Here is a 22,264-nt window from a genome sequence, read left to right on the forward strand (position 1 = left end):
TGATCGTTACGCGTCGCCGCCAAGTGTAGCGCGATGCGCCAAAGTCCGCGTCAGCCGTAGTAGCCGTAGTTGGCTTCTGGCCCGATGTAGCGGCATTCATTAAGCACGACGCCCATGACGTTAGTCTGCCGCGCTAGCTCTTGCTCGCACAGATCAATTTCCTTGGTGGTCGTCTTTTCGGCGGCGGCAATGATCAGGACGCAATCAACTTGCGTGGCAAAGGCCATCATGTCGTCGGCGGCCAACATGGGCGGCATGTCGAAGATCGTGATGTCGGGTGCGTAGGTGGCCTCTATCTCCGACAGGACGTTGCTGATGCGGGCGCTGCTCAGAAGCTCTGACGCATCGCGGACCTTGGTGCCGTTCAGTCCCACGGCCACATTGCCGCCATAGCACACAGCGCTTTTGGCAAAGTCTGCCTTGCCGCGCAGAACGTTTGAAAAGTCCACGAGGGGCGGTGTGATCCCCAACATCCGGGCCAGCGACGGGCGGCGCAGGTCCATTTCCAGCAGCAGGCTGCGCATGTCGGGTTGCCGTGACAGGCTGACGGCGAGATTCAGCGCGATTGTCGATTTCCCGCAGGCGGAGGTGGGAGAGGTGATGGCCACCCTGCGCCAATTATTGTCGCGCATCTGCTGCAATATGCGAGTCCGCATCATGTCAACGCCCGTGGATTCAGTACTGCGTACGAACGACACGATCCTGTTGCGTCGCATCTGGTCCGCATCGAGGTCAGTAACAGGCAGGGCGGCCCAGTTGGCAGCGATCGTATCGAAGCCGGCATCTGCTTGAGGCACCTCGGGGCTTGCGACGTCTAACTCTGCGGGACGTCCCATCACGAATGCGGGTCCGGTCCTTGGAGGTGTCGGCGTGTCAATGCCGGCTTGGGCTGCGTCGCGCTCTGCTCGGGCTTTGGCGATGGCTGACCTGATTTTTTCCATGCGCTTTCCTTCAGACTAAAGCGAGGGGTGTAGCGGACAGAAGACTGGCCAGACCGATCCGTGCGCCAAGCCGGCTGATCAGCAGATCAAGCGGCATGTAGTATACATCCACGGCCCACAACGCCAAGGGGATACCGACCAGCAAGGTGCCCAGTACGCCATAGATAATAGCACGGCGGCGCCAGATTTCCTCTCTCGTGCGGAAATAAGGCAGCGTCGCGAACGTCGTGATCCCGAGCGCCTGCGTCAGGTCACCCGGTCTGCGGATGCCCTTGTTCAGAACCTCCAGCAGAATGACCATTGCGATACCCAGAACAATGCCGCCGCCGACGCCCGCCGCCGCGATGAGTGGCCGGTTCGGCTGCTCGGGCTCTGACGGCACCACCGCTTGTTCAATGACAGAGATCCGTTGCCCCTTTGCGAGCGTTTCGATCACGTCGCCCGTTTCGGCACGGGCCTTGTTGGCAACGGCCTGATCGTATTGCGTGCGCACGTTGGCATAGTCGCGCTGCAGCGTATCCAGTGTGATGGCATTGCCGGGCGTAGCTTCGATCGAGGTTTTCAGATCCGCCAGAGATTTTTCCACCTGCGCTTTCTGGCTTGCCAGAAAATCGATCTGTGCGTCGATTTCCGCCAGTTGCAGATCGTAACTGCTGAGCGGGCTGCCGTCCTGCGCCACGCTGACCCTTGCCTGCTGTGCGTCCACGACAGATGCGAGGGAATCGATCTGTGTCTGCAGGATGCGGATCTTAGGATTTTCGGGCGACAAAACCGCCAGAAGTCCCGACAACTGATCACGTAGATCCTGCAAACGCTTTTGTTCCGGCGTTTGCTCGCTCACGGGCGTCGCACTGCCGCCGGAGGCAGCGGCCGCTTCCTGAAGACCGACGAGACTGTTGCGGCGGTCGCGCAGGGACGCCTCGTCGCGGTTCAATTGCAACAAACGCTCTTGGTTGGCGGTCTGTTGACTGCGGCGAAAATCCAGACTGTCGGGCAAGGCTTCCTGATTGGCTTCCTGAAAGGCCAGGATGGCGCTGCCTCGGGTGGAGAGTTCCGTATCCAGACGGCTGACCTCCTGCTCGAAGAACTCGAGAGTCTGGCGTGCCGATCCCGTCCGCATCGAGATGTCCTCACGCAGGATCTGGGTGACGAGGTCGTTTGTCACGGCGGCTGCAAGACTGGCCTGACTTGCCTGAAAACTGACGGCGACCAACGTGGCACGCGCTGGACCCCGGGGGACGTTACCGCCGGTCGTCTCGATCGAGATGCGCTTGCGCATGTCGTCGACGATCGTGTCTGCATCCATGCGTTGCGCGCTTCCGCCAGTGGTGCTTGCGTAAATATCGAAACGATTGGCCATGTCCAGCAGCGTGGCACGGGTCAGGATTCGTTGCTGGACGATCTCAAGCTGTTCCGTTGGCTCGGTCTGTACAGTAGAGGCGGCCAGATTGTCAGGGATTTGCTCGGATTCCACCAGCAACCGGGCCTTTGCGACAAAGACCGGTGGCAGCACCTTGGCCAGTGTCAGACCGATGCCTGACCCGATGATGACAAACAGCAAAAACCAGTGAAGGCGCCGCATGAAGAGCGACAGGTAAAAACGAAAATCCATATTTAATCAGTTCCAATTTTTTGGTCGGACCGCAGGACGAGGGAGCCGGTCTTGCGACCCGAGAAAAATACGCCATCCGCCATGACGACGTCTACCGTCAGACGACTGACCTGCCGGGCCTCTGCCGTAAAGGCATAGACAAGACAGAGGTCGCTGAGCTGGTTGACAAGGCGCGGCACGCCACCTGTGTTTTCATAGATCGCGACACAGGCCCCGGGGGTGAATACTTCCCTGTGCGCCCCTGCTATCGTCATGCGGTGCGCGATATATGCGGTCGTCGTTTCCTGGTTCATGGCCGACAGATGAAAGGCAGAAGAGACCCGTTGTGCGAACTGCTGAAGGTCGGGTCGGTTGATCATGTCGCGCAGTTCCGGCTGCCCGACAAGGACAAGTTGCAGCAATTCGTCCTTGTTGGCATTGATATTGGTGAACATGCGCAGCTCTTCCAGGGATTCCCGTGACAGATTCTGGGCCTCGTCGAAGATCAGGATAACACGGCCGCCGGCGGCGTATTCATCGATCAGGAACTGCTGGAACCGGCCGAACAGATCGACATAGGTATCCGTCGCCTCTGCCGGCTGCCCCAGCGCATGCAGGACCCAGCGCAGCAATTCTCCGCGGCCGCCGTTGGCATTGGCAATCAGACCAACGCGGACATCATCGCCAATGGAACGCAGCAGATGATGAAGGATCGTGGTCTTGCCGGCGCCGACCTCGCCGGTGATCAAGGTGATGGGGGCGCGGGTCAGGATGCCGTATTCGAGCATCGTGAAGGTCCGGCTGTGGGACTCGGACCAGAACAGGAAGTCCGGGTCGGGAACCAACGAAAAAGGGCGCTCGGTCAGACCAAAAAAAGCGGTGTAGATGTTCAAACTGCTTTGCATGTCATCCCTGACGGATCATCGACGATCGGTCGTTCACTTGAAAAACTGACGTGTTCGTGGCGTGTTTAGATGAAATCCGGTGCCGTGTCTTCGGTAGCTGCAACGTAGAGAAGGAACAAGACCACCCTTGTGAGCATTAACAAAGCGCACTTGATGCTGTTCGGCCTGCCCTAGATCGCTGCTGTATGCGAAACAGTCGCCCGTTTTACAGGCCATTGATGTCTACGCGAGCGAAAAAATGTACATTGAGAGAAAAGCTCTTTAGAGATGTCACAAAATTGCTTAAATGACAGTCCAGATTGTTCGGGTGTAAGACTCGGTATCAAAAAGTATTTTGACAAACCGAAAGATGTTGGCCCTGTGCCAGAACTGCTTGGACATCAGGATAGACCGAGCCAGTTTTTTGATATATTTGAGGTGGTTATATGACCGTGAACTGTCAGGACTTGCGGCATAAAAGTGATGTGGTTATCCCTCAACCTTCAAAAAATAATCCTGACCCGACGGCGCGCTTCTACAACTGCTTTGGTAAACGTTTTTTCGATGTGTCCCTCATTCTGTTGTCCCTGCCTTTTGTCTTGATCGTTGTGGCCCTGCTGGCTGTCGTTGTTGCACGAAAGGGCGGCAAGCCGTTCTACACGCAGGATCGTGTCGGTCGTAATGGGCGTGCATATAAGATTTGGAAGCTGCGCACGATGGTGGATAACGCAGACGCGCTTCTGGAGCAGCACTTGGCGCAGGATCCTGTCGCACGGGCAGAATGGCACATCACACAAAAACTGCGGAACGATCCCCGCATTACTGAATTTGGCCGTTTCCTGCGCCGGTCTTCCATGGATGAGTTGCCACAACTGTGGAATGTCGTGCGTGGTGACATGAGCCTCATCGGGCCACGCCCGATGATGCTTAACCAAACCAACCTCTATCCCGGCACCGCTTATTATGATTTGCGTCCCGGCATCAGCGGCAGCTGGCAGATTTCAGCTCGCAACACTTCCAGCTTTGCGGAACGTGCCATGTTCGATACGGATTACCGTGAGAAAATTTCGTTTGTCGAAGATCTCCGGATCCTGTTCGCGACACTGCGTGTGGTGCTTCGTGGCACGGGTTGCTGAACGCTGACGAAGATCACCTGAATTTTGGTGTCATGCCGCCATCAGAAACTGTAGGCTATATGTATTGCCGTGGATGATACCCTCCATACGCGGCTACCACCGTTGACCAGCAGGTAGTTCATTGCCCTTCCGAACGTTTTCGCGCCCGGCCTTTGCCGTCCTGATTTTGACAAGTGCGCTGACACTGACTGCTTGCAAAAGCAAAGAAGAAAAAGCCGAGGATTATTATCAGTCTGGCTTGGCTCTACTACAAGCCGGCGATGAGCAGCGTGCCATGCTCGAGTTTCGCAACGTCTTCGATTACGATGGTTTCCACCTTCAAGCACGGCAGACCTATGCCGATCTGCTGCTGAAGCAGGGTGATGTGCAGCAGGCATACGGCCAGTATCTGCGCCTGATCGAACAATACCCCAATACGCTGGTCGTGCGTCAGCAACTGGCAGAAATCGACATTGCGCGTGGCGACTGGGATCAAGCGGAGCGCAACGGCCAGGCAGCCATGGCGCTGGACCCTGACGACCCCCGGTCGCAGGCCATCGACATCGCCCTGCGCTACCGCAAGGCGGTGACCGAGAGCGATGCCACTACGGCCGGGACCGTGGCCCAAGAAGCGCGCACCGCGCTGGCCGATCAGCGCGCCTCGGGTGTCACCACCGACAGCGCCGGGCTGGTCCGCATTGATCTGGATGATCTGATGAAACGCGGCCAGACCGAAGGTGCGCTGGCGGCTGTCGACCGGGCCCTCGCGTCAGATTCCAAGGCACTTGATCTGCACATGATCAAGGCCCAGCTTTTGACTCAGGGCAATGATATGTCCGCCGTCGGCACCCAGCTGGAACTGATGGCGAAGCTGTTTCCCGACAATCAGGATGTCGGGCAAAATCTGATCCGCTGGTATGTCAGCCAGAACGACACCGCCGGGGCCCGGCTTATCTGCGCACGCTGGCCGGACCCGCTGTCAGCGAAAACCTTGATGATCACCTGACTGTCGTGGATTTCCTGCGCGCAACCGAAGGTCCTGACGCCGCCCGCGCGGAACTGACGACCCTGCGCGACGCGAATGCAGGCACGCTCAATGGTCGGGTTTACGCAGGAACTTTGGCGGCGCTGGATTTTGACACCGGTCAGACCCAGTCCGGGATTGATCAGATGCGTGCGGCGCTGACGGATGCAGAGCCGGGTGAAAAGACCCGTCAGCTTCAGATCATGCTGGCGCGGATGCTTGATGCGACGGGCGACCGGGCCGGTGCGGAAACGCTTGTCAAACAGATCCTTGCAGAGGATGCCAGCAACGTCGAGGCGCTCAAGCTGCAGGCCAGCTGGTTGATTTCGGACGACAAGGTTGGAGAGGCCATCGTGGCACTGCGCACGGCGCTGAACCAAAATCCGCAGGATTCCCAGACCCTGACGCTGATGGCGCAAGCCCATCAACGCGACGGGGATATGGCTCTGGCCGGTGAGCGTCTGGCGACGGCGGTGCAGGTGTCCAATGCGGCCCCGGCCGAATCCCTGCGCTATGCCAGCTTTTTGGCCGGACGCGATCAGACGACGGCAGCGATTGCCGTGCTGGAAGACACACGCCGCCAGGCCCCGGGCAATGCCGATGTGCTGATCAACCTGGCGCAGCTTTACACCGAAAACCGGGACTGGGCGCTGGCCCAGAAGGCGATCGACGATCTGCGCAAGATTGATGTCCCCGCGGCCCAGACCGCAGCCCCGCTGTTGCAGGCGGCCATCCTGCAGGGACAGAACCGCACAGACGACAGCCTTGCGATACTGGAAACCCAGGTCGACCCGACGACGGTTTCGACCGATCAGAGCGGCGCACGCGCCGTGGCCCTAATTTTGCAGACCCGGATCCGGTCCGGCAAGATTGCCGAGGCCCGCAATTATCTGGACAGTCTGATGACGGCCTCGCCCGATGATGCCAACCTGAAGATGCTGGATGCCAGCCTGGCGTCCTTGGAAGGGGATACCGCCGGTGCGGAGGCGAAATACAGCGACCTCGTGCAGCTTTTTCCGCAAAGCGAATTACCTGCGCGATTCCTGGCCGGCCTGCTGATGGCCGACGGGCGCGACGATGCGGCGGCAGATGTCATCAACACCGCCCTGGCCACCGTCACCGATCCGTCACAGCTGCTGCTGCTGAAGGCCGCCATGCTGGAAAAGGCAGGCGACATCGATGCCGCCATTGCCGTGCATGAAGACATGTATGCCAAGAACAGCAGTAACGTCGTAATCGCGAACAACTTGGCCAGCATGATCAGCAGCTATCGCGACGATGACGAAAGCCTGGCCCGCGCCGAGACGATCGCACGGCGCCTGCGCGATACAACCGTGCCTGCCTTTGCCGATACATATGGCTGGATCGCATACCGGCGCGGCAATTTTGATGAGGCGCTGACCTATCTGGTGCCGGCTGCGACCGGTTTGCCTAATGACCCTCTGGTTCAGGTTCATCTGGGTCTGGCCTACGCGGCCAAGGGTCAGACAGAACAGGCCAGAGAGGCCCTGACCCGCGGTCTCGACATGGCAGCCGGCAACACGCTACCCCAGTTCCAGACCGCCCGGGAAACTCTGGCGACACTGCCGGCGGCCAAGAGTCCCTGACTCGCCAGAAGCCCTGTGGCTTACATGTTGCATGCCCGGCACTGTGGCTGGACTTATCGGGCTGGGATGCGACTTCGTTTGTTTTGTCATTGGCGTTTATCCGGCGCCGCCTTAAACGAAATTACCAGCCGTAGAAGCTGCCCTACTCCGGGAGGAAATCCAGATGCCCAATATGACGACGACGTCCTTGACCGTCCGCCATCGCCTGATGGCCGTGGTCGCCGGTCTGTGTCTGACTATCGTGACGATTACTGCAGGAGCCGCGCCTGTCGCAGCCCAAGAGGCTTACGGTTTGCGCGCAGGCGACAGCTTGCGTGTCGAGGTGCTTGAAGACCCCAGTCTTAACCGCAGTGTCCTGATCGCCCCCGACGGGCGCATCAGCTTTCCCCAGGCCGGCACCTTGCGTGTCTCCGGTCGCACAGTCGATGCGGTCCAAAGCGATCTGATCGCGCGCCTCGCACCCAGCTTTGCGGCCCCGCCGACGGTTTTCGTTTCGCTCGAGCGACTGGCCGTACGCGAACCCCGCGCCGTTACCCCGCCAGTCGAAGCCAAGGATCCGGTCATCTCGGTCTATATTGTTGGGGAGGCCAACAAGCTGGGCAAGATCGACGTCGCACCCGGCACCACGGTTCTGCAGATGTTCGCGATCATGGGCGGTTTCACCAAGTTTGCCGCTAACAAGCGCGTGCAACTGCGCCGTGCAGATTCCAGTGGTGTCGAACAGGTCTATGTCCTGGACTATCCCGCGATCGAGGCGGGTCTGGTCGCATCGGGCCGGTCGACTTTGGCCGATGGCGATGTCATCGTCGTCCCTCAGCGCCGCCTGTTCGAATAAACGCCGCGACGGGTTCGTCCCCGTCACGGCTGCCTTCTGCGATAGCCCTGGAAGACGGGGATTAAGGACAAGCGCATGATGTCTTTTCGCCACCCGAAGCCTCTTTGCTGTCTCGTCATGGGGGCTGTCGCCGTGCCAGCCATTCTTGCCGCGCAATCCTATGAGACCGGTGGTATCCAGCTGACCTTCGGGACGACTTTCAGGCTTGAGGCGACGGACAACAAGGGCCTGCGGGCCGACGCGGACAAATCGGGCAGTCTGGATGCGGTGGCGGGTCTTTCATTTGGCCTGTTGACCGCAACGCCTGCGTCGTCCTTTGCTGTGAATGCCAGTGGCGAGGCCCGTGCTGGAACCAGTGCCGACGCGTCCGGCATAACAGCGCCGCGTTTATCTACCGCCTACAACCGCAGCAGTGCGGACAGCACATTGGACCTGTCGGCCACATTCAGTCAGACCGACCTGTCGCGTAACGAGGCCGTCGTCGCAGATGATATCGGGCTTGCCGGAATCGTGACGGGTACTGCCATACGCCGGGCCGTGTCGGCACGGGCTGGCCTGACATGGGGGCTGACCTCCCGGATTAGTTATGGTTTGTCTGCGGCGGTCGACAAGGTGACCTACACGGGTGGCTCTGCCACAGGTCTGGACGGCACGGCATTGCAGGATAACCGCCGTCTGACCCTTGGCGGGACGTCGGAGCTGGATCTGACCAAGGCGGCGCATCTCACATTGGGCCTATCCTATAGCATCTTCGACGAGGATGGTGCCCGCGACACGAGCGACACGACGACTCTGACGACGGGTCTGTCCATCGACCGGCCGCTTGGTACAGTCGGTGCTACACTGGGGGTGACCGACAGCAACGCCGGGCAGCGTTACAGCGTGTCGGCCGGACGCACGCTCGCATTGCCGAGCGGGACTGTTTCAGGTCAGATCGGGGTCAGCCTGTCTGATCGGGGTAGCACCGCGTTGATCGGGTCCATTGGTGCGAGCCGTGACCTTCCGGATGGTGCGCTGAACTTCGAACTGTCGCGCGATGTGTCGGTACAGAACGAACAGGATAGCGAACAACTGACAACGCAGCTGTCGCTGGCCTACACGCGCAGTCTGACGCCGCTGTCCGGGCTGGAGGTGGGCTTCAATCTGGCACAGGTCGAGGACACCCAGACCACGCGTCAGTCGCAGGATGCCACGCTAGGGGCGACCTATACACGGTCACTGACTCCGGACTGGTCAGCTGCAGCCGGATACAGCTATCGTTACGCCAAGGATGACCCGGGCGTGACCGCCCGGTCGAACACGGTGTTTCTGCAACTGCGCCGTAGTTTTGTGACTCGTTACTGACGGTTGTCAGCCGCGTCCCATCTTGCGGTAGATCCGGTCATAGGCGGCCAGCAGTTGTGGTTCCGTGTGGGACCATGACAGGTCGTTCAGCACCCGCTCGCGTCCCATTGCCCCCATGCGGGCCCGCCCGTCGGGATCGTCCATCAGTGCCGCTATCTTTTCTGCAAAGTCCACAGGATCGTTGGCGCGCGCATAAAGGCCCGCATTACCAGCAGAGACGCGGCCTTCGGTCAGGTCGAACTGCACCAGCGGCTTTTCAAGAGTCATGTATTCCATGACCTTGTTCATGGTCGAGATGTCGTTCATCGCGTTCTTGGGGTCCGGTGACACACCGATGTCGATCACGTTCAGTGCGGCCAGCAGGTCGTCGCCGTAAAGCGCGCCGGTGAAGGTGAAATACGCGTCCAGATCATGCGCCGCCACGTCGCGCTGTACCTCTTCCAACTGTGGACCGAAGCCCACGATCAGAAAATGCACATCGGTGTTGCCCAGTTTGCGGATCAGGTGATCGGCGGCCAGCACCAGCAGGTCCATGCCTTCCTGCTGGCCGATCACACCCACATAACCCATGACAGATGCCGCGCCGCGCCGCATCTTGGGGTCGCCGGGACCGGGAATGAAGTTTTCGATCCGCGGGGCGGACCGGACGATAAAGACGTCTTCGGGCGCCATCTTGCCGCGCCGGACCGCGATGTCACGGAAGCTGCCGTTTGTTGCCATCGACACAGAGGCCGTGGCAAAGGTCATCCGCTCCCAGATCAGCATGACGCGGTAGAGCAGACCCTTCTTTCCGAACTTTGCTTCGAACAGTTCCGGGCAGACATCGTGATGGTCGAACATGTAATGCACCCCCCACAGGCGATACCACAGCGCCAGCAGGAAAATCAGGTCCGGCGGGTTGCAGCCCTGAATGACATCGAAAGGGCGTCGCTGCCATGCGACCCGCGCCAGCCGAAACCAGTGCCTGATCGCGTGGCTGTATTCGCGGGCATATGCCAAGGCCCCAGAATGAGCTTCCGGCGGTTCAGTATGGCGGTAGATATGGACACCGTCGATCACTTCATAAGGAGTATTCCAGCCCCGTCCCATTGGGCAGATCACGGATACGTCGTAGCCTGCCTGCTTCAGGGTCGTGGCCTCCAGCCAGACGCGGCGGTCGAGTGGTACGGGCAGGTTTTCGACAACGATCAGGATGTGGCGGTCGGCATGGTCGGTCATGGAGGTCCAGACAGGCTAAAAGGTCTAGTCATCCCAAGGATTGCAGGATGACAAGACGAAACTGAGACAAAGACAGGGCAATTGCTGCCCCGCCGCGCATTTAGGCAATCTTTTTCCCATAGTCACGCTGCAACAAGCAGACTGCATATTCCAGCGTTTCACCCAATCCCCAGCCGTTTGAATCGGCCAGATCGCAAAACTCTTTAATCGTATCGGGTCGAGCCTTGAGATTAAGCTGTGCAGTGCGCCCCGTGCGGCGGCTGCGAAATCCCGGGTTCTCGGCGGCCTGCACCTTTGGTGGTTTGCGCACCGGCGCACCGATCGGCCAATCGCGAGGCCTGAAGCCCGCCAGATCGTCGACAGAACCCGAAGCAGCGCGCTTGCGTTTCACCTTATGGCTGCCCCGCTGTTCCAGACCTGCCTTGAGTTGCGACAGGACTTCGGCGGTGAAGGACTGCGCGTTCTTGCAGGCATTTTCCAGATTGGACACCTGTGCGGTCGGCAGATCGCGCAGCAAACCGCCATAATCGAAAATGTCGCGGTATGCTGCACGTTCGACGATGGGTGTGGAAAACAGGGTGATCCCAGCTTCGATCATTTGGGCGCGAACGCTCTTAAACGATCGGGATGCAACGGCGGCGCTCGTGCGAGTCATCAGCACACCGTGTGCGATTGATCGTTGCGCCACACGTTTCTGATTGTGGATCAGACGGACCGTCTTGGCTGCCCCGTTGGTATCCATCGATCCGCCTTGCGTCGGTATGACAACAAGGTCGGACATGCCAATAGCGTTTGCGGTCATCGTGCTAGCCGTAGCTTCAAGATCTATGATAACGAACTGGGTTTGGCTGGCGGCGGCGTAGATATGCTGGACAATATCGTCCTCGACTACGTTGGTAATGATGCGAATGTTGTCTGGCTTGCCGGGCAGTGCACCCCAATGAGAAATCCAGCGCCCGGGGTCAGCATCAATGATGACAATCTCGGCCTTGCGAGACGCTAGTTCCGAGGCGAGCAACAGGGCTGCAGTCGTTTTGCCAGCCCCACCTTTAAAGTTTGCAAACGTGATAACGGACAAGGCCTATTCTTTCGCAAGCTCATATCGATCATATGGCGGCTGTCAGACCGTAAACTATATTTGGCACGTCGCATAAATTTTGTAAACTAACAGCCAACAATAAATTCGATTTATAATCGATATAAAAATAAATACTATCTAAATGGTATCTTATCGCTAGCTACATGGTCGCTATAAAATTTTTACAATTTAAGGTCTGCTATTACCACGCTATCTAATGAATAATGTTACGCTCCGATGCTACTCGTCTTTTTTACTGATCATGACTGACAGCTATTTGACAGAAGCGCGCGTTATGTCTTGAGATGACGCAGGCATTCCGGTGCCCGACACGATGGCAATTGCCAGAGTAATCACAAAGCTGACCGTCCCGCACAGAAGATAGAGGCTGACCAGACCCAGCAGGTCGATACCATACCACAGACCCGTCAGGACACCGGCGAATGCGCCAACTATACCACCTAGAATGCATAGGATGATCACGTCAGGTTCCTTCCGTCATGCGTGGCCTTTCTGTGTTGATTAAGGTCTGAATTGTGGCGGGACTGTGTCACCTTTCCGGCAGAAACCGGGAGGATTAGATTGGAATTGATTTAACGCCGGGGCCAGATCAGTGCGGCAAAGGCTCCTGTCAGAAATCCGCCCGTATGTGCCTGCCACGCCACGCTGGTGCCGATGGCGACTCGGCTGACCAGATCGGACAGCACCAGAATTACGGCAATCAGCACCAGACGTCCCACTTTCTGCAGCAAACCGGTCCGGTTGACGTCCGACCAGAACAGTCGACTGTCGACGCCGTAAACCCCCAGCAGCCCGAACAGGCCGCCGGACGCACCCACCATCGCCGTGTGCTGCGGTCCGAACAGGGCGAATACCAACGCCGCCCCGACGCCCGACATCAGATAAAGCAGCGCTGCGTCGCCTGCCGAACGCTGCTCGAGGATCAGTCGCCAGAGCCAGACCAGTCCGATCATGTTCACCACCAGGTGCTGTAACCCGGTGTGCAGGAACATGTAGGTCACGAAGATGGTAAAGGATTGTCCCTCAAACAGCACCTTGCCGCCGCTGATCAAATCCGACTGGAACGCCCCGTAGCGGAATGCAGTGCTGCGCAGGTCGTGGGGGCCCAGCATACCGTGATCCGTCAATTGCAACACCAGCTCTGGCACAATGCACAAGGTAAGCAAGAGTGTGATGGAAAATGGCAGCCATGGTCGGGTCGGGGGGGGAGCGGATTGCGTCATGTCACTTTGTGACCGGGGTCGCTAAAGCGGGCAAGGGGTCTATTCCGGAATGAAGCGTGGCAGCTTTGGCAGAAGGTCCGCCATAAATTTCTGCATCCGCGCATCCGCATCAGCCTCTGTTTCGCTCTCGGCAATCGGGGTCACGAAACGCACCAGCGCACCATCCGTCCGACCGATGGTCAGACTGTCATAGACCACATCGATCTTGGCCATGTAGTCGTTGGTCATCCGCGTGCCCCTCTGTTCGAACCAGTAATATACAAGCTGGCGGGAGAGCCCCTTTTCGATGACGGCGCGGTTGACGTCGAATGTGCCATAGACCGTATCCGGCATCGCGATCGGTGTCTGAGCGATCGAGAAGATCTCCCACCCACCGACAGGTAGGCAGACTTCCGGCGAATGGATGCCGGAGCCTTCTGTCTGCTTGTCGTAGTAGGCCGCGAAGAAGTTGATGTAGGTATTGGGATTGCTGGGACTGGTATATACGGCGTTGATGTAATCCGATGCCTTTAGCACCTGCTCCACATCCGGCTCCAGCGGGATAGTATAGGAATTCCAGTCCAAAATATCACGTGGGAACGCGGAAAACCGGTCGCGGTCGGGCATGATCCGTTCCGGAGCGGGTGTCAGGATGAAAAGAGCCGAGATCGCAAGGGTTAGGCCGGTTGCCACAATGACCCCAGGTGACGGGGCCACCCGCAGAATACGGCCTGCCTGTGCGCCTAGCCCGTCGAAATCCATGTCGATAGTATCGCGCAGGCCCAGCGGACTGGGTGTCAGGCGCTGCAGCAGCACGGCCGTCAGGAACAGGATTGCGATACAGGCACCGAAGATCACCCAGCCTTCAAAGAAGTGCAAAAACCCTTCCGCCTGGCCGATGCCGTAGCTGTTGACCAGGATACCAATCATGCCAATCCGAAAGGAATTCATGAAGACGGTCAGTGGCGCCGCCATCATGAACATGACGACCTTGTGCCAGAACGGCCCGCGATACAGGATCGCGAACAGATAACTGAATGACAGGATCGGGAACAGGTAGCGTAGGCCGGAACAGGCCTCGGCCACCTGCAGCTTGTAGATGCCCAAGTCGATGACGTTGCCTTCAAGAAAGACGGGGATGCCCGCCATCTGAATGAACCACACGCCCAGTTCCGACGAGACCAGCTGCAGGAAGATCGTCAGTTTCCAGTAGACGAACTGGGGCAGGGGCAGCATGAAGACCAGATGCAGCACCGGCAGCTGATGAGTACGGCCACGAGCCCAGCCAAAGCCGGTCAGCACGACCCCCCCGACCCAGACAATGAAAGCATAGGTCACGATATCCGGGATTTGCACCAGATTGCCGAAGATGCCAAAGACTAGCCCGGCCACGATGACGATAATACCGGGAATTCGGTTGGCGGTCACATCCGCCGCTGCAAGCGGTGCATGCCGCAGCTCGCGCAGGAAAAGATAGAGAGAAATCAGTGGAATCAGCGGACCGTGGCTGTATTCCGGCGTCATCCAGGCCGCACCAAGTGACTGGAATCCCAGCCAGAAGATCGGCACTGCGGTCGCGATCAGCGCAACGATCCAGAAAAAGCCCCACGGATCTATTGCTGTAAATCGCGCGGCCATTGAACCGCTCGCAGGTTGCACGCTGTCGGACATCGATCAGGTCACTCTATGCACAAATAAAATCACGCCCGCTGTTGCAGCCGTTTTTTGCACATAGCAAGTTCATGGGTTTGAATCGATGCTTTTCAGGCCATCAACAAACTGTTTACCAGTTTGCATCCGGGGAGTCCCCGATAACGCGCTTTCGGTCTTGTGCAGCGCCAGCCAGATCAGCCTATCAGGACGGCTGGCCAAAAGTGTCGCGCAGATGCAGGCCGCCACCGTCATCTCAACCGTGGCCTCTTTCAGCGGGGTGACGCGATCCAGAACTGACAGACACAGCGGATGGACCAGATAAACGCCCATGGCCACGTTGGACGCCCATCGCGAAAAAGCCGTCGAATGGGTGGGGCAGAGAGTGCAAAGGATGAAAACACCGCCTGCGATGGCCAGCTGTGGAACGCCTGCGGTCCAGCCTGCGGCAAACGCGATCCCCATAAAGATGGACCAAATCATCGCCTGCACCACGGTCCGCCCCTGATAAAACCCCAGCGCAACCCCAAGGCAGACCGCAGGGCCTGCGAATAGCCACTGTGCGATGGGTGTCGGAAACAAGCGGTCCTGCTGCAGGCCTGACATGGCCAGACCCGTCCCAACAAGAAGCGTGCAAGCGATGACGATGGCGGTCGGCCGCACAAGGCGCAGAGCAGGATAAAGCAGAATACTGACCAGAAACGCAAACGGCAGGAACCACAGATGCAGTGCAGGTCCAGTAAGGATCATCCCTGCGTTGAATTCCTGCGAAAGGGGCCGGCCGGTCAGGGTAGCCTCCAGCAATTTCAGGGTGCCATAAATGGCGGACCAGATCACCCACGGTTGCAGCAACCGGTGCGCGCGGACGATTGTGAATCTGCCGAAATCCATGACGTGTGCCGCAGGGCGTGCATAGGCCACAAGCAGGATCAGGAAAAAAGGCAACCCCGCATAGCCGACTGCAGCACCCGGGCCACCTGCGTGGAACGCAACGATCCCGAAGGCTGCCACCAGCCTTGCAAGATCCAATGTGCCGTTTCGTTCCATGGTACATGTCCCCACCAGACGAGACAAAAATTGACCGGCTTTGATTAAAATAGTCTTAACGACCTCTTTGATGGTTACCCGACCCGCTGTGACAGCAAATATGCTGGCGCGAGCGCAGGATGCCGGTTGCTTCACAAGGGGCGGACATCATGTGGCGAGGTATCTTTGCTCATGGCGTGTCGCGTGCTGATCAATCCTTGTGCAATGCGGTCAGAAATTCACATCCTTGATGCGTAGGCCCGGAAATCGTGGCGATTGCACTTGTCACTTCGTAGTGATGTGTTATCTGCAGAATATTAATAAACGCCTTGGAGAGCTGCCGTGAAAAAGATTTTGATGGCCATCGCCGCAATGTCATGCTTCGGCAGTGGCGCGAGTGCCGCGACGGTTAACTTTATGGGGTCGTCGTTCTTCACTACAGCGATCAACGCGACCAATCCCGGGCTTCAGGCAAAAGCGGCCGTTGTTAAGAACAGCGGATCACAAGTCTTTATGTCTGCCCCGCTCAGCTTCGGGCTTGATGCGGTCGGCGATTCATTCACGGCTGATCTGTTCATCGTCCGCACGCTGCAAAAAGCGCTGGATGGCAACGACACCATGGCGAAGCCTTTCACGCTGGCCTTCAGCTTCGGTCAGGGTACCACGTCGGTCAGCGGCACCACTTATGCCCAGACTGCTGGCGGCATGACATATGGTGTCATCGACTTTACGAATGGTGGTTTCATCAACCTTCGCGACGGCACCGCCCTGCGTGTCAGCCTGAATGATGCAACGTTCAATGCAGGCCCCGCAGGCACGTTCACACCGGGCAAGGCGAATGGTGCATTGGTGAATGCAACCTTTACGCTGTCGCCGGTTCCGGTGCCTGCCAGCCTGCCCTTGGGTCTGTCGGCGATCCTGATGATGGCCTTCGTAGCCAAGCGTCGGAAGTCCACAACGGTCTGATCCAAAGCGACCACTGCAATACGACGGCGGCTTCGGCCGCCGTTTTGCGTTTGTGACCACGCAGTTCGTGCGGCGGGGATGCATCGTGGGGATGTTCCTAAGTATCGGATCAGATCACCCACCCCCTGCGGCGCATCCAGAGCCAGCCAAGGGCTACGCCTAGTGCGTTCATCATCAGATCGTCCACATCGAACTTGCGCCATGCACAAGGATAAAGGCCCCATGCCCCGGTCAGTTGTGTCAGCTCGACCAGCAGCGTCAGGCCGATACCAAACATCATCATGCGGCGCCATGTGACGACATAGGGGGCTAGAGCGGCCCCGATGGCCGCGCAAAGCACAACGTTCATGACCGTCGCCGCGATGGTCCGGTTCGTGATCCATTTCAGGATCGCGGCGTCGTTACGATACAGATGCACGAAGGTCTGCAGGAAATTGAACGGGATCAGCTGCGGTTGCGCGCCTTTGATCGGACAGATCATCGCGGCGCGGTCTGGCAAAGGATGCTGCGTCAATATTAGAAATATCAGCATAGTGAAGATAAGAAATACTAATTCTATAGTGATGCCCCTAAAGCACCATATCAATAAAGATAAAATCCCAGTCCCGGCAGTCGTAAAAATGAGCGCAAGGCCTGCAAATTGAAAAAACCAATCCATCAATTAAAATACTGAGATTATCTTAGCCTCTGATCCGATTTCTATTCTTTGGAATCCGTATCTCCACGATCCACGAGTTTACCCCAATTTGTCGTCATAATATTTGAGCGAATGACTCGCGCTGGATTGCCGGCCACGATAGATCTTTCAGGAACGTCTTTCGTAACTATTGCCCCTGCTGCCACTATCGAATGGTCACCAACCCTGACACCTGGCATTATAAAGCTACGCGCACCTATTTGACAAAACTTACCAATATGCGTATCGGTATGTTTTCCTACGGTATGATCATGAGATAAAATAACTGCTCCAAAAGATACAGCGCTACCCTCATCAATATGTATGCCCTGAGGATAAGTGCGATCAAGCGTAGCCTTTAGTGATATCAAAGTATATGGATGGATATCCATTTTCCACACTTTCACCAAATATATTCTTCTCATCAAAAGAAATACGTCGCGCAAGCGCGTTCGACATGTCGCTAGGAAACCATAGTTTCCTACAGCCTCCATGAATGTATCAGGATATCTTCCTGTATATTTAAATGACATATTATCTCCCGTTCGTATTTTAATGCTTTTTACATAATTTTGAGAAGATTATAAGGCGACATTACGACTACTATTTAAAATTTAGAAAAGCCTGCCGCAACATCCAGCCAGATCGGGCCAATCGCAACCGTGCCAGGGTCATCCACGCCGATCTGCGCTCACCCTCATTCGCAAGAGCGGGGCTGCGCAAAATGCGCGGGGTGTGCGCCAGGATCGAGAGGGGCATCATGGCAGCACGTGCAAGCCAGCGCAGGCGCCCCATTAGCCCGCTGTTCTGCAGGCCCCAGGCCTCGTCCGTCAGGCGTTGCCATTTTCGCCGCAACGCCGTCCAGTCCGACCGTGTCGGATGCGCGACCCGCAGTCCATCGTCATGAACCAGTGTAAACCCTTGCGCGCGGGCACGATGGCACCAGTCAAGATCCTCTGACAGGCCGGTCCTGAAATCGCCTGTCGCTGCAAAGACGCGGCGCGTCGTCAGCAGATTGGCGGTCACCGAAAAGCCCTTCTTTTCGATGTAGGCGCGATTGTCGAAGGCGAAGACGGTTTCGAATGCTTCCGCACCCGATCGGGGGGCAGGGGTTTCGTCAAACACCGTTATAGTGCCCCCGATAATGTCCGCGCGGTCGCAGATCGCAAGCGCCGTCGTGACCCAGTCAGGGCCGGGGACACAGTCGCAGTCCAGAAAGAAAAGGCGAGGGGCCGTCGTCTCGGCCACCCCGCGATTGCGAGCCATGGCTGCGCCCTTGCGGGACTCGGTGACGAACACGACATCGGGGTAGGTCTGCTGCAACGCGTCAAGCCTTTGCACCGAACCGTTGTCCACGACGATGGCTTGGACGTCCGGCGTCAGTTGCGGATACAATGCGGACAGGCACCGGCCCAATCGGTCGGTATCGTTGAAGTGCGGTATGATGACGACAGCGAGTGGCACACAATGCCTCTGGTTGGGATCGGGGCGTTTATCGTCTCTTACATCGTGACCAGTCCCACAGCCATAGTGTGCGTGGTGCAGGGGATCCTGCCCTTGCCGGGCCTATAAGCGGCGTCTACGCATGGGCAGCCGCACGACAAGGATGGGCCTGCGATGTCTGATGACATGATCTACAAAAAGAAGCTTGGTCTGCCGCAGCGGGTGCTGCGCCTGCTGGGTGCGATCCTGGATCCGCGCAACATGGTCCATATGTTCAGGATTATGAACTACTACGGCCATACCCACGTCACAGAGTTGCGGCAGGTCAAGCGTGGACGGGGCGTGATCATTGCGCCCAACGTCAGTCTTGCGAACGGTCGTAATATCGAAATTGGGGACGGATCACGTATCGGTGCCAATGTCAGCCTGTGGGCCGGGCCGGGGCGGGGCCGTATCGTAATCGGGTCGGACGCGCTGTTTGCGCCAAACGTCATGCTGACGGCTGCGAATTATCGGTTCAACGACGGCAGCCCGGTGACGGAACAGGCTATGACCGAAGCCGACATCGTTGTTGGGCGCGATGTGTGGTTCGGCTACGGCGTTATCGTTTTGCCGGGGGTGACCATCGGTGACGGAGCCATTCTTGCGGCCGGTGCAGTCGTTACCAAAAATGTCGCACCAAACGCGATTGTCGGCGGCAACCCCGCCAAGGTCATAGGCCGCCGCACTTGGCCGCCCGAAACCTGAGCCTGGCAAATCAGTGTTCAGCTTTCCTCGTGATAAGCGAGCGCAGTGCATCCTCGTATACTTGCAACTTTGTCAGTCCCCGGACCAAGGCGGCATCCGCCTCGGCCTTGATAGCCAGGCGATTTTCATAGCCGGCAATGATGGCCTCTCGGATCGTATCGGCGGACTGGGTCGTGCAATCGACGGTTCGGTCATAGCCAATCGTGCCGAAGAGCCCCGCAAACTTGCGACTGTAGGCCATCGGTATGACGGGCACCCCTGACGAGAATGCCGCAATACAGGCGTGCATCCTAGCGCCCATGAAGAAATCGAGGTCCGCGATGTAGCTTTTCGCCTCGGATGGCGAGGCGAAGGCCGGGGCCAGGACCGTACCGGGGAATTCCTCGACCAGCCGTGTGCTGGCACCGAAATCATCCTCGCCGGCCATGCGGCCCGTCCGCACGATGACGTGGGATACGAGGTGCACCTCGCAGCCGTCCGGATGCGACTGGAAGTGCTGGATCAGGTCGCGGATCAGGCCGGGATAATCCATCTTCAGCCCGAATTCGTTCTGCCCCGTATAGCCGCCGCCCACCAGCAGGCCGGATACGTTGATACCTACCTTGACCGGGCCGCCCGTACGCGGGGCAGGACGCGTGTAGGGCAGGCGCAGGGCCACGTCGGACGCCTCGATCACGGTATCGCAGCCCAAATCGCGCGCGGCCTGCGTAGACATCGCATCGCGGGCGGCCACGATGGCGCTGCGGTGCATGGTGACCCTTGCCGCCAGACGCGAGGTCCTGCGGGTGAACGGCCCGATGGTCTGCGGTGCCATGACCAGCGGGGTGCCGGCCAGATGGGTCAGTGCCTTGAGCAGGAACATGCGGCGCAAACGGCCCGTGCCGTAGATGTCGGCAAAGCTATCGCCGGCCCCGATGTCGATCACCAGATCGGCGCGGCGGGCGATGGCGAAGAAACCCTTCGGGCTGCGCATCATTGCACCGTCCAGGTCGATCACGGTCACGTCGGGGCCGCTGACGTAGGGCGTGCGGGCATCCTGCCAGTCCATCACCGTGATGGCGATCGGGCGGTCCAGATCGCGCGCTATGCCGCGGATGATCTCGATTTCCGACACGGTCAGCGCCCCGACGCCCAAATTGTCGGACCGGGTCGAATGCATAATGAGACAGATCTTGACGGGTGTCTGAGACATGGAAATCCTGCGTGATGATCAGGCCCCGCGACGCAGGCCGCGCCGCAGGGTCCCGAGGAAATTCTTGATGTTGCGGGCCAGCGGGTTCTGCCGGGCCGCGGCCGCAACGTGAAGGCCGCGGTAGCGCGGCACGGGCCGTCCCAGTAGACGCAGGGCGGTAAGGCGCGCCAGCAGGGCGCGGCGCCGTTCGCGTTGCCCGGGCTGGATCGCCGCCAGTGTGGTGATATCGAAAGGCGTCGTTTCAAGCCGCCCGGCGCTCTGTGCGCCAGAGATCAGATCGGCACCAAATGCGGTACGGGCCACGATAAGGCTGATACCATCGGCTTCGGCGAAGACCGGGTAACCCGCCGCGTCGCTTTCCCAAGCGTCCGCACAGACGATATCCGCCGCGACGCCGGTCCCGTCCGCGCAAATCTTGCAACGGTGCTGCACATGCTTGGACAGGATCTTACCCCAGCTGTCGTGATAACTCATGGATCTTACGGTGCCGTCGTAGGCGACAGCCGTGGCGCGTCCGGGCCAGCCGTTGCCGCGGAAGCGAAAGCTTGCGGTACTGTCCAGATCGGTGCCCAAGGCCCCAAGGATCTTTTCGACCCCGGTCAACGACGGCACGCCCGCGCAGAAGAACGACAGGATCACCGGAAAGGCGGCGGCATAGAGGGGATCGCCATCACACAAAGCCCGTAACGCGGCCGCATCACACGGCTTTCCGACGAGGGCAAAGCGTCGCCCGGTGGCTGCATGATCCGCCAGCTGCGCGGCGAGATCCGCCAGCGGCGCCGACGGTGCATAACGCGATCCCGCGCCGGCAAGAATTCCGTCGTGTTCGGTGCTGACGACAGTGGCATTGCCGATCGGCAGATCGCCTGCCGCCGCAATCTGGACTACCGCATCGACAGTGCTGCTTTCGATTAGGTGAAGGAGGATTGCCGAGAGCGCTCCGCCCGATGCCCCGGCGTGGCGCAGGTCGGAATGTGTCGAAAATCCGGACATCATGGTGACATACGGCCCCCAGAGCACGTGGTCAGTCCGCCCCGCTGTGGCGACGGTCTGGCCCAAGCCGGGACAGACCGATGCAATTGCCGCATCTTCCGTGGGGCTCAACGGAGCGTTCTGTGCGGGGCGGAGGTATCCCGGGGCCATCGGGACCATCTCGATCTTGCCGGATGTCAGGGCAGCACAGGCACCACACCCGGCGCAAAGATTGCCACGCGCGACCTTCGAAAGACTGGGGGCCGACGGTATGTCCGTCTCTGTGGCCGGTGGAACTGCTGACATCGGGAAAACGGATCCTTGAGGCGTGCGGACTTCCTAAACATCCTCCCGGGAGACGTCACCCGTAAAAGCTCTTGGACCTATAGGCGGGGGAGTAAAGTGCGCCTTACTGCTTAATAATACGATGGACCGGGCATGATATAGGTTCCACCGGTGACGCCATAATACACGGGAGTACAGATCACGACGCGCCATCGGCAATAGTTCGCCGAATAATTCTGATCTCAAACATCGAATCATTTGCCTATAAGACCCAAGGAATAAGGGCAAAAACAATCTTAGATTGAATTTCTTGGCAAAAATCGTTTTCGTTGCACCATCGATGAGCGAAAAACCACTGAGACGATTGTTGCTATTTTATCACGCCAAGGCTGTCAGCGTCAAAAAAAACTGGGCCCTTAGTCATTTGTTAACTTTCGCCACAAAAAA

21 protein-coding genes are annotated in these 22,264 nt (G+C 58.4%); 7 read left to right on the forward strand and 14 right to left on the reverse strand.

Annotated features, from left to right (window positions below; all coding sequences use genetic code 11):
- Positions 1-50 precede the first annotated feature (50 nt).
- From GLR48_RS23690 to GLR48_RS23700, 3 genes are all read right to left on the reverse strand, one after another.
- Positions 51-941 (reverse strand): CpsD/CapB family tyrosine-protein kinase, encoded by an 891-nt coding sequence (locus GLR48_RS23690; RefSeq protein WP_237066431.1) that lies wholly within the window; start codon positions 939-941, stop codon positions 51-53.
- 10 nt (positions 942-951) lie between these two features.
- Positions 952-2,415: a lipopolysaccharide biosynthesis protein gene (locus GLR48_RS23695; protein ID WP_237066516.1), complete on the reverse strand. Its 1,464-nt coding sequence runs from the start codon at positions 2,413-2,415 to the stop codon at positions 952-954.
- A 140-nt stretch (positions 2,416-2,555) separates the two neighbouring features.
- Positions 2,556-3,437, reverse strand: coding sequence for an ExeA family protein (locus GLR48_RS23700; protein WP_237066433.1), 882 nt, complete (start codon positions 3,435-3,437; stop codon positions 2,556-2,558).
- 425 nt (positions 3,438-3,862) lie between these two features.
- Here GLR48_RS23700 and GLR48_RS23705 point away from each other — a divergent pair, with 425 nt between their 5' ends.
- The 5 genes from GLR48_RS23705 to GLR48_RS23725 all read left to right on the forward strand — a co-directional run bounded on the left by GLR48_RS23705 (position 3,863) and on the right by GLR48_RS23725 (position 9,341).
- Positions 3,863-4,552, forward strand: coding sequence for a sugar transferase (locus GLR48_RS23705; protein WP_237066435.1), 690 nt, complete (start codon positions 3,863-3,865; stop codon positions 4,550-4,552).
- 166 nt (positions 4,553-4,718) lie between these two features.
- Positions 4,719-5,537: a tetratricopeptide repeat protein gene (locus GLR48_RS23710; protein WP_237066437.1), complete on the forward strand. Its 819-nt coding sequence runs from the start codon at positions 4,719-4,721 to the stop codon at positions 5,535-5,537.
- A 5-nt stretch (positions 5,538-5,542) separates the two neighbouring features.
- Positions 5,543-7,162 carry a tetratricopeptide repeat protein gene (locus tag GLR48_RS23715; RefSeq protein WP_237066439.1) on the forward strand — a complete coding sequence of 540 codons (1,620 nt, stop codon included), beginning with the start codon at positions 5,543-5,545 and terminating at the stop codon, positions 7,160-7,162.
- 163 nt (positions 7,163-7,325) lie between these two features.
- The gene (locus GLR48_RS23720; protein WP_237066441.1) at positions 7,326-7,997 is read left to right on the forward strand and encodes a polysaccharide biosynthesis/export family protein; all 672 of its coding nucleotides are present in this window, start codon (positions 7,326-7,328) and stop codon (positions 7,995-7,997) included.
- Positions 7,998-8,072: 75 nt separating this feature from the next.
- A complete protein-coding gene (locus tag GLR48_RS23725; protein ID WP_237066443.1) occupies positions 8,073-9,341 on the forward strand; it encodes a hypothetical protein in 1,269 nt (422 codons plus the stop codon).
- A gap of 6 nt (positions 9,342-9,347) precedes the next feature.
- On the opposite strand, the gene GLR48_RS23730 is transcribed toward GLR48_RS23725, so the two are convergent.
- The 6 genes from GLR48_RS23730 to GLR48_RS23755 all read right to left on the reverse strand — a co-directional run bounded on the left by GLR48_RS23730 (position 9,348) and on the right by GLR48_RS23755 (position 15,557).
- A complete protein-coding gene (locus GLR48_RS23730) occupies positions 9,348-10,559 on the reverse strand; it encodes a glycosyltransferase family 4 protein (protein WP_237066445.1) in 1,212 nt (403 codons plus the stop codon).
- A gap of 100 nt (positions 10,560-10,659) precedes the next feature.
- On the reverse strand, positions 10,660-11,637 hold the full coding sequence (locus tag GLR48_RS23735; protein WP_237066446.1) for a ParA family protein: 978 nt from the start codon (positions 11,635-11,637) through the stop codon (positions 10,660-10,662).
- Between the two features lie 273 nt (positions 11,638-11,910).
- Positions 11,911-12,120, reverse strand: coding sequence for a hypothetical protein (locus tag GLR48_RS23740; RefSeq protein ID WP_237066449.1), 210 nt, complete (start codon positions 12,118-12,120; stop codon positions 11,911-11,913).
- Positions 12,121-12,230: 110 nt separating this feature from the next.
- Positions 12,231-12,770, reverse strand: coding sequence for a rhomboid family intramembrane serine protease (locus GLR48_RS23745; RefSeq protein ID WP_237066451.1), 540 nt, complete (start codon positions 12,768-12,770; stop codon positions 12,231-12,233).
- Positions 12,771-12,920: 150 nt separating this feature from the next.
- A complete protein-coding gene (gene xrtD / locus GLR48_RS23750; protein WP_237066453.1) occupies positions 12,921-14,498 on the reverse strand; it encodes a VPLPA-CTERM-specific exosortase XrtD in 1,578 nt (525 codons plus the stop codon).
- A gap of 102 nt (positions 14,499-14,600) precedes the next feature.
- Positions 14,601-15,557 (reverse strand): acyltransferase family protein, encoded by a 957-nt coding sequence (locus tag GLR48_RS23755; protein WP_237066455.1) that lies wholly within the window; start codon positions 15,555-15,557, stop codon positions 14,601-14,603.
- A gap of 336 nt (positions 15,558-15,893) precedes the next feature.
- On the opposite strand from GLR48_RS23755, the gene GLR48_RS23760 reads away from it, so the two are divergent.
- Positions 15,894-16,502 (forward strand): hypothetical protein, encoded by a 609-nt coding sequence (locus GLR48_RS23760; protein ID WP_237066457.1) that lies wholly within the window; start codon positions 15,894-15,896, stop codon positions 16,500-16,502.
- A 109-nt stretch (positions 16,503-16,611) separates the two neighbouring features.
- On the opposite strand, the gene GLR48_RS23765 is transcribed toward GLR48_RS23760, so the two are convergent.
- The 3 genes from GLR48_RS23765 to GLR48_RS23775 form a co-directional block, all read right to left on the reverse strand.
- Positions 16,612-17,160 (reverse strand): VanZ family protein, encoded by a 549-nt coding sequence (locus GLR48_RS23765; RefSeq protein WP_336886673.1) that lies wholly within the window; start codon positions 17,158-17,160, stop codon positions 16,612-16,614.
- 41 nt (positions 17,161-17,201) lie between these two features.
- Positions 17,202-17,711 (reverse strand): acyltransferase, encoded by a 510-nt coding sequence (locus GLR48_RS23770; RefSeq protein WP_237066460.1) that lies wholly within the window; start codon positions 17,709-17,711, stop codon positions 17,202-17,204.
- Positions 17,712-17,781: 70 nt separating this feature from the next.
- Positions 17,782-18,642 (reverse strand): glycosyltransferase family 2 protein, encoded by an 861-nt coding sequence (locus GLR48_RS23775; protein ID WP_237066462.1) that lies wholly within the window; start codon positions 18,640-18,642, stop codon positions 17,782-17,784.
- A gap of 153 nt (positions 18,643-18,795) precedes the next feature.
- On the opposite strand from GLR48_RS23775, the gene GLR48_RS25870 reads away from it, so the two are divergent.
- On the forward strand, positions 18,796-19,368 hold the full coding sequence (locus GLR48_RS25870) for an acyltransferase (RefSeq protein WP_272911708.1): 573 nt from the start codon (positions 18,796-18,798) through the stop codon (positions 19,366-19,368).
- A 10-nt stretch (positions 19,369-19,378) separates the two neighbouring features.
- Here GLR48_RS25870 and GLR48_RS23785 read toward each other — a convergent pair whose 3' ends face one another.
- Positions 19,379-20,560, reverse strand: coding sequence for a polysaccharide pyruvyl transferase family protein (locus GLR48_RS23785; RefSeq protein ID WP_237066464.1), 1,182 nt, complete (start codon positions 20,558-20,560; stop codon positions 19,379-19,381).
- An 18-nt stretch (positions 20,561-20,578) separates the two neighbouring features.
- Positions 20,579-21,664 carry a Coenzyme F420 hydrogenase/dehydrogenase, beta subunit C-terminal domain gene (locus GLR48_RS23790; protein WP_237066466.1) on the reverse strand — a complete coding sequence of 362 codons (1,086 nt, stop codon included), beginning with the start codon at positions 21,662-21,664 and terminating at the stop codon, positions 20,579-20,581.
- Between the last annotated feature and the right edge of the window lie 600 nt (positions 21,665-22,264).

This window comes from Loktanella sp. M215, assembly GCF_021735925.1.
Taxonomy (GTDB): Bacteria; Pseudomonadota; Alphaproteobacteria; order Rhodobacterales; family Rhodobacteraceae; genus Loktanella.

Bases quoted from the DNA above. Each gene is read 5' to 3' on its own strand.
- GLR48_RS23690 (WP_237066431.1), bottom strand. From the start codon at position 941: ATGGAAAAAATCAGGTCAGCCATCGCCAAAGCCCGAGCAGAGCGCGAC.
- GLR48_RS23700 (WP_237066433.1), bottom strand. From the start codon at position 3,437: ATGCAAAGCAGTTTGAACATCTACACCGCTTTTTTTGGTCTGACCGAG.
- GLR48_RS23705 (WP_237066435.1), top strand. From the start codon at position 3,863: ATGACCGTGAACTGTCAGGACTTGCGGCATAAAAGTGATGTGGTTATC.
- GLR48_RS23720 (WP_237066441.1), top strand. From the start codon at position 7,326: ATGCCCAATATGACGACGACGTCCTTGACCGTCCGCCATCGCCTGATG.
- GLR48_RS23725 (WP_237066443.1), top strand. From the start codon at position 8,073: ATGATGTCTTTTCGCCACCCGAAGCCTCTTTGCTGTCTCGTCATGGGG.
- GLR48_RS23730 (WP_237066445.1), bottom strand. From the start codon at position 10,559: ATGACCGACCATGCCGACCGCCACATCCTGATCGTTGTCGAAAACCTG.
- GLR48_RS23745 (WP_237066451.1), bottom strand. From the start codon at position 12,770: ATGCTGGGCCCCCACGACCTGCGCAGCACTGCATTCCGCTACGGGGCG.
- xrtD (WP_237066453.1), bottom strand. From the start codon at position 14,498: ATGGCCGCGCGATTTACAGCAATAGATCCGTGGGGCTTTTTCTGGATC.
- GLR48_RS23755 (WP_237066455.1), bottom strand. From the start codon at position 15,557: ATGGAACGAAACGGCACATTGGATCTTGCAAGGCTGGTGGCAGCCTTC.
- GLR48_RS23760 (WP_237066457.1), top strand. From the start codon at position 15,894: ATGGCCATCGCCGCAATGTCATGCTTCGGCAGTGGCGCGAGTGCCGCG.
- GLR48_RS23765 (WP_336886673.1), bottom strand. From the start codon at position 17,160: ATGGATTGGTTTTTTCAATTTGCAGGCCTTGCGCTCATTTTTACGACT.
- GLR48_RS23770 (WP_237066460.1), bottom strand. From the start codon at position 17,711: ATGTCATTTAAATATACAGGAAGATATCCTGATACATTCATGGAGGCT.
- GLR48_RS25870 (WP_272911708.1), top strand. From the start codon at position 18,796: ATGTCTGATGACATGATCTACAAAAAGAAGCTTGGTCTGCCGCAGCGG.
- GLR48_RS23785 (WP_237066464.1), bottom strand. From the start codon at position 20,560: ATGTCTCAGACACCCGTCAAGATCTGTCTCATTATGCATTCGACCCGG.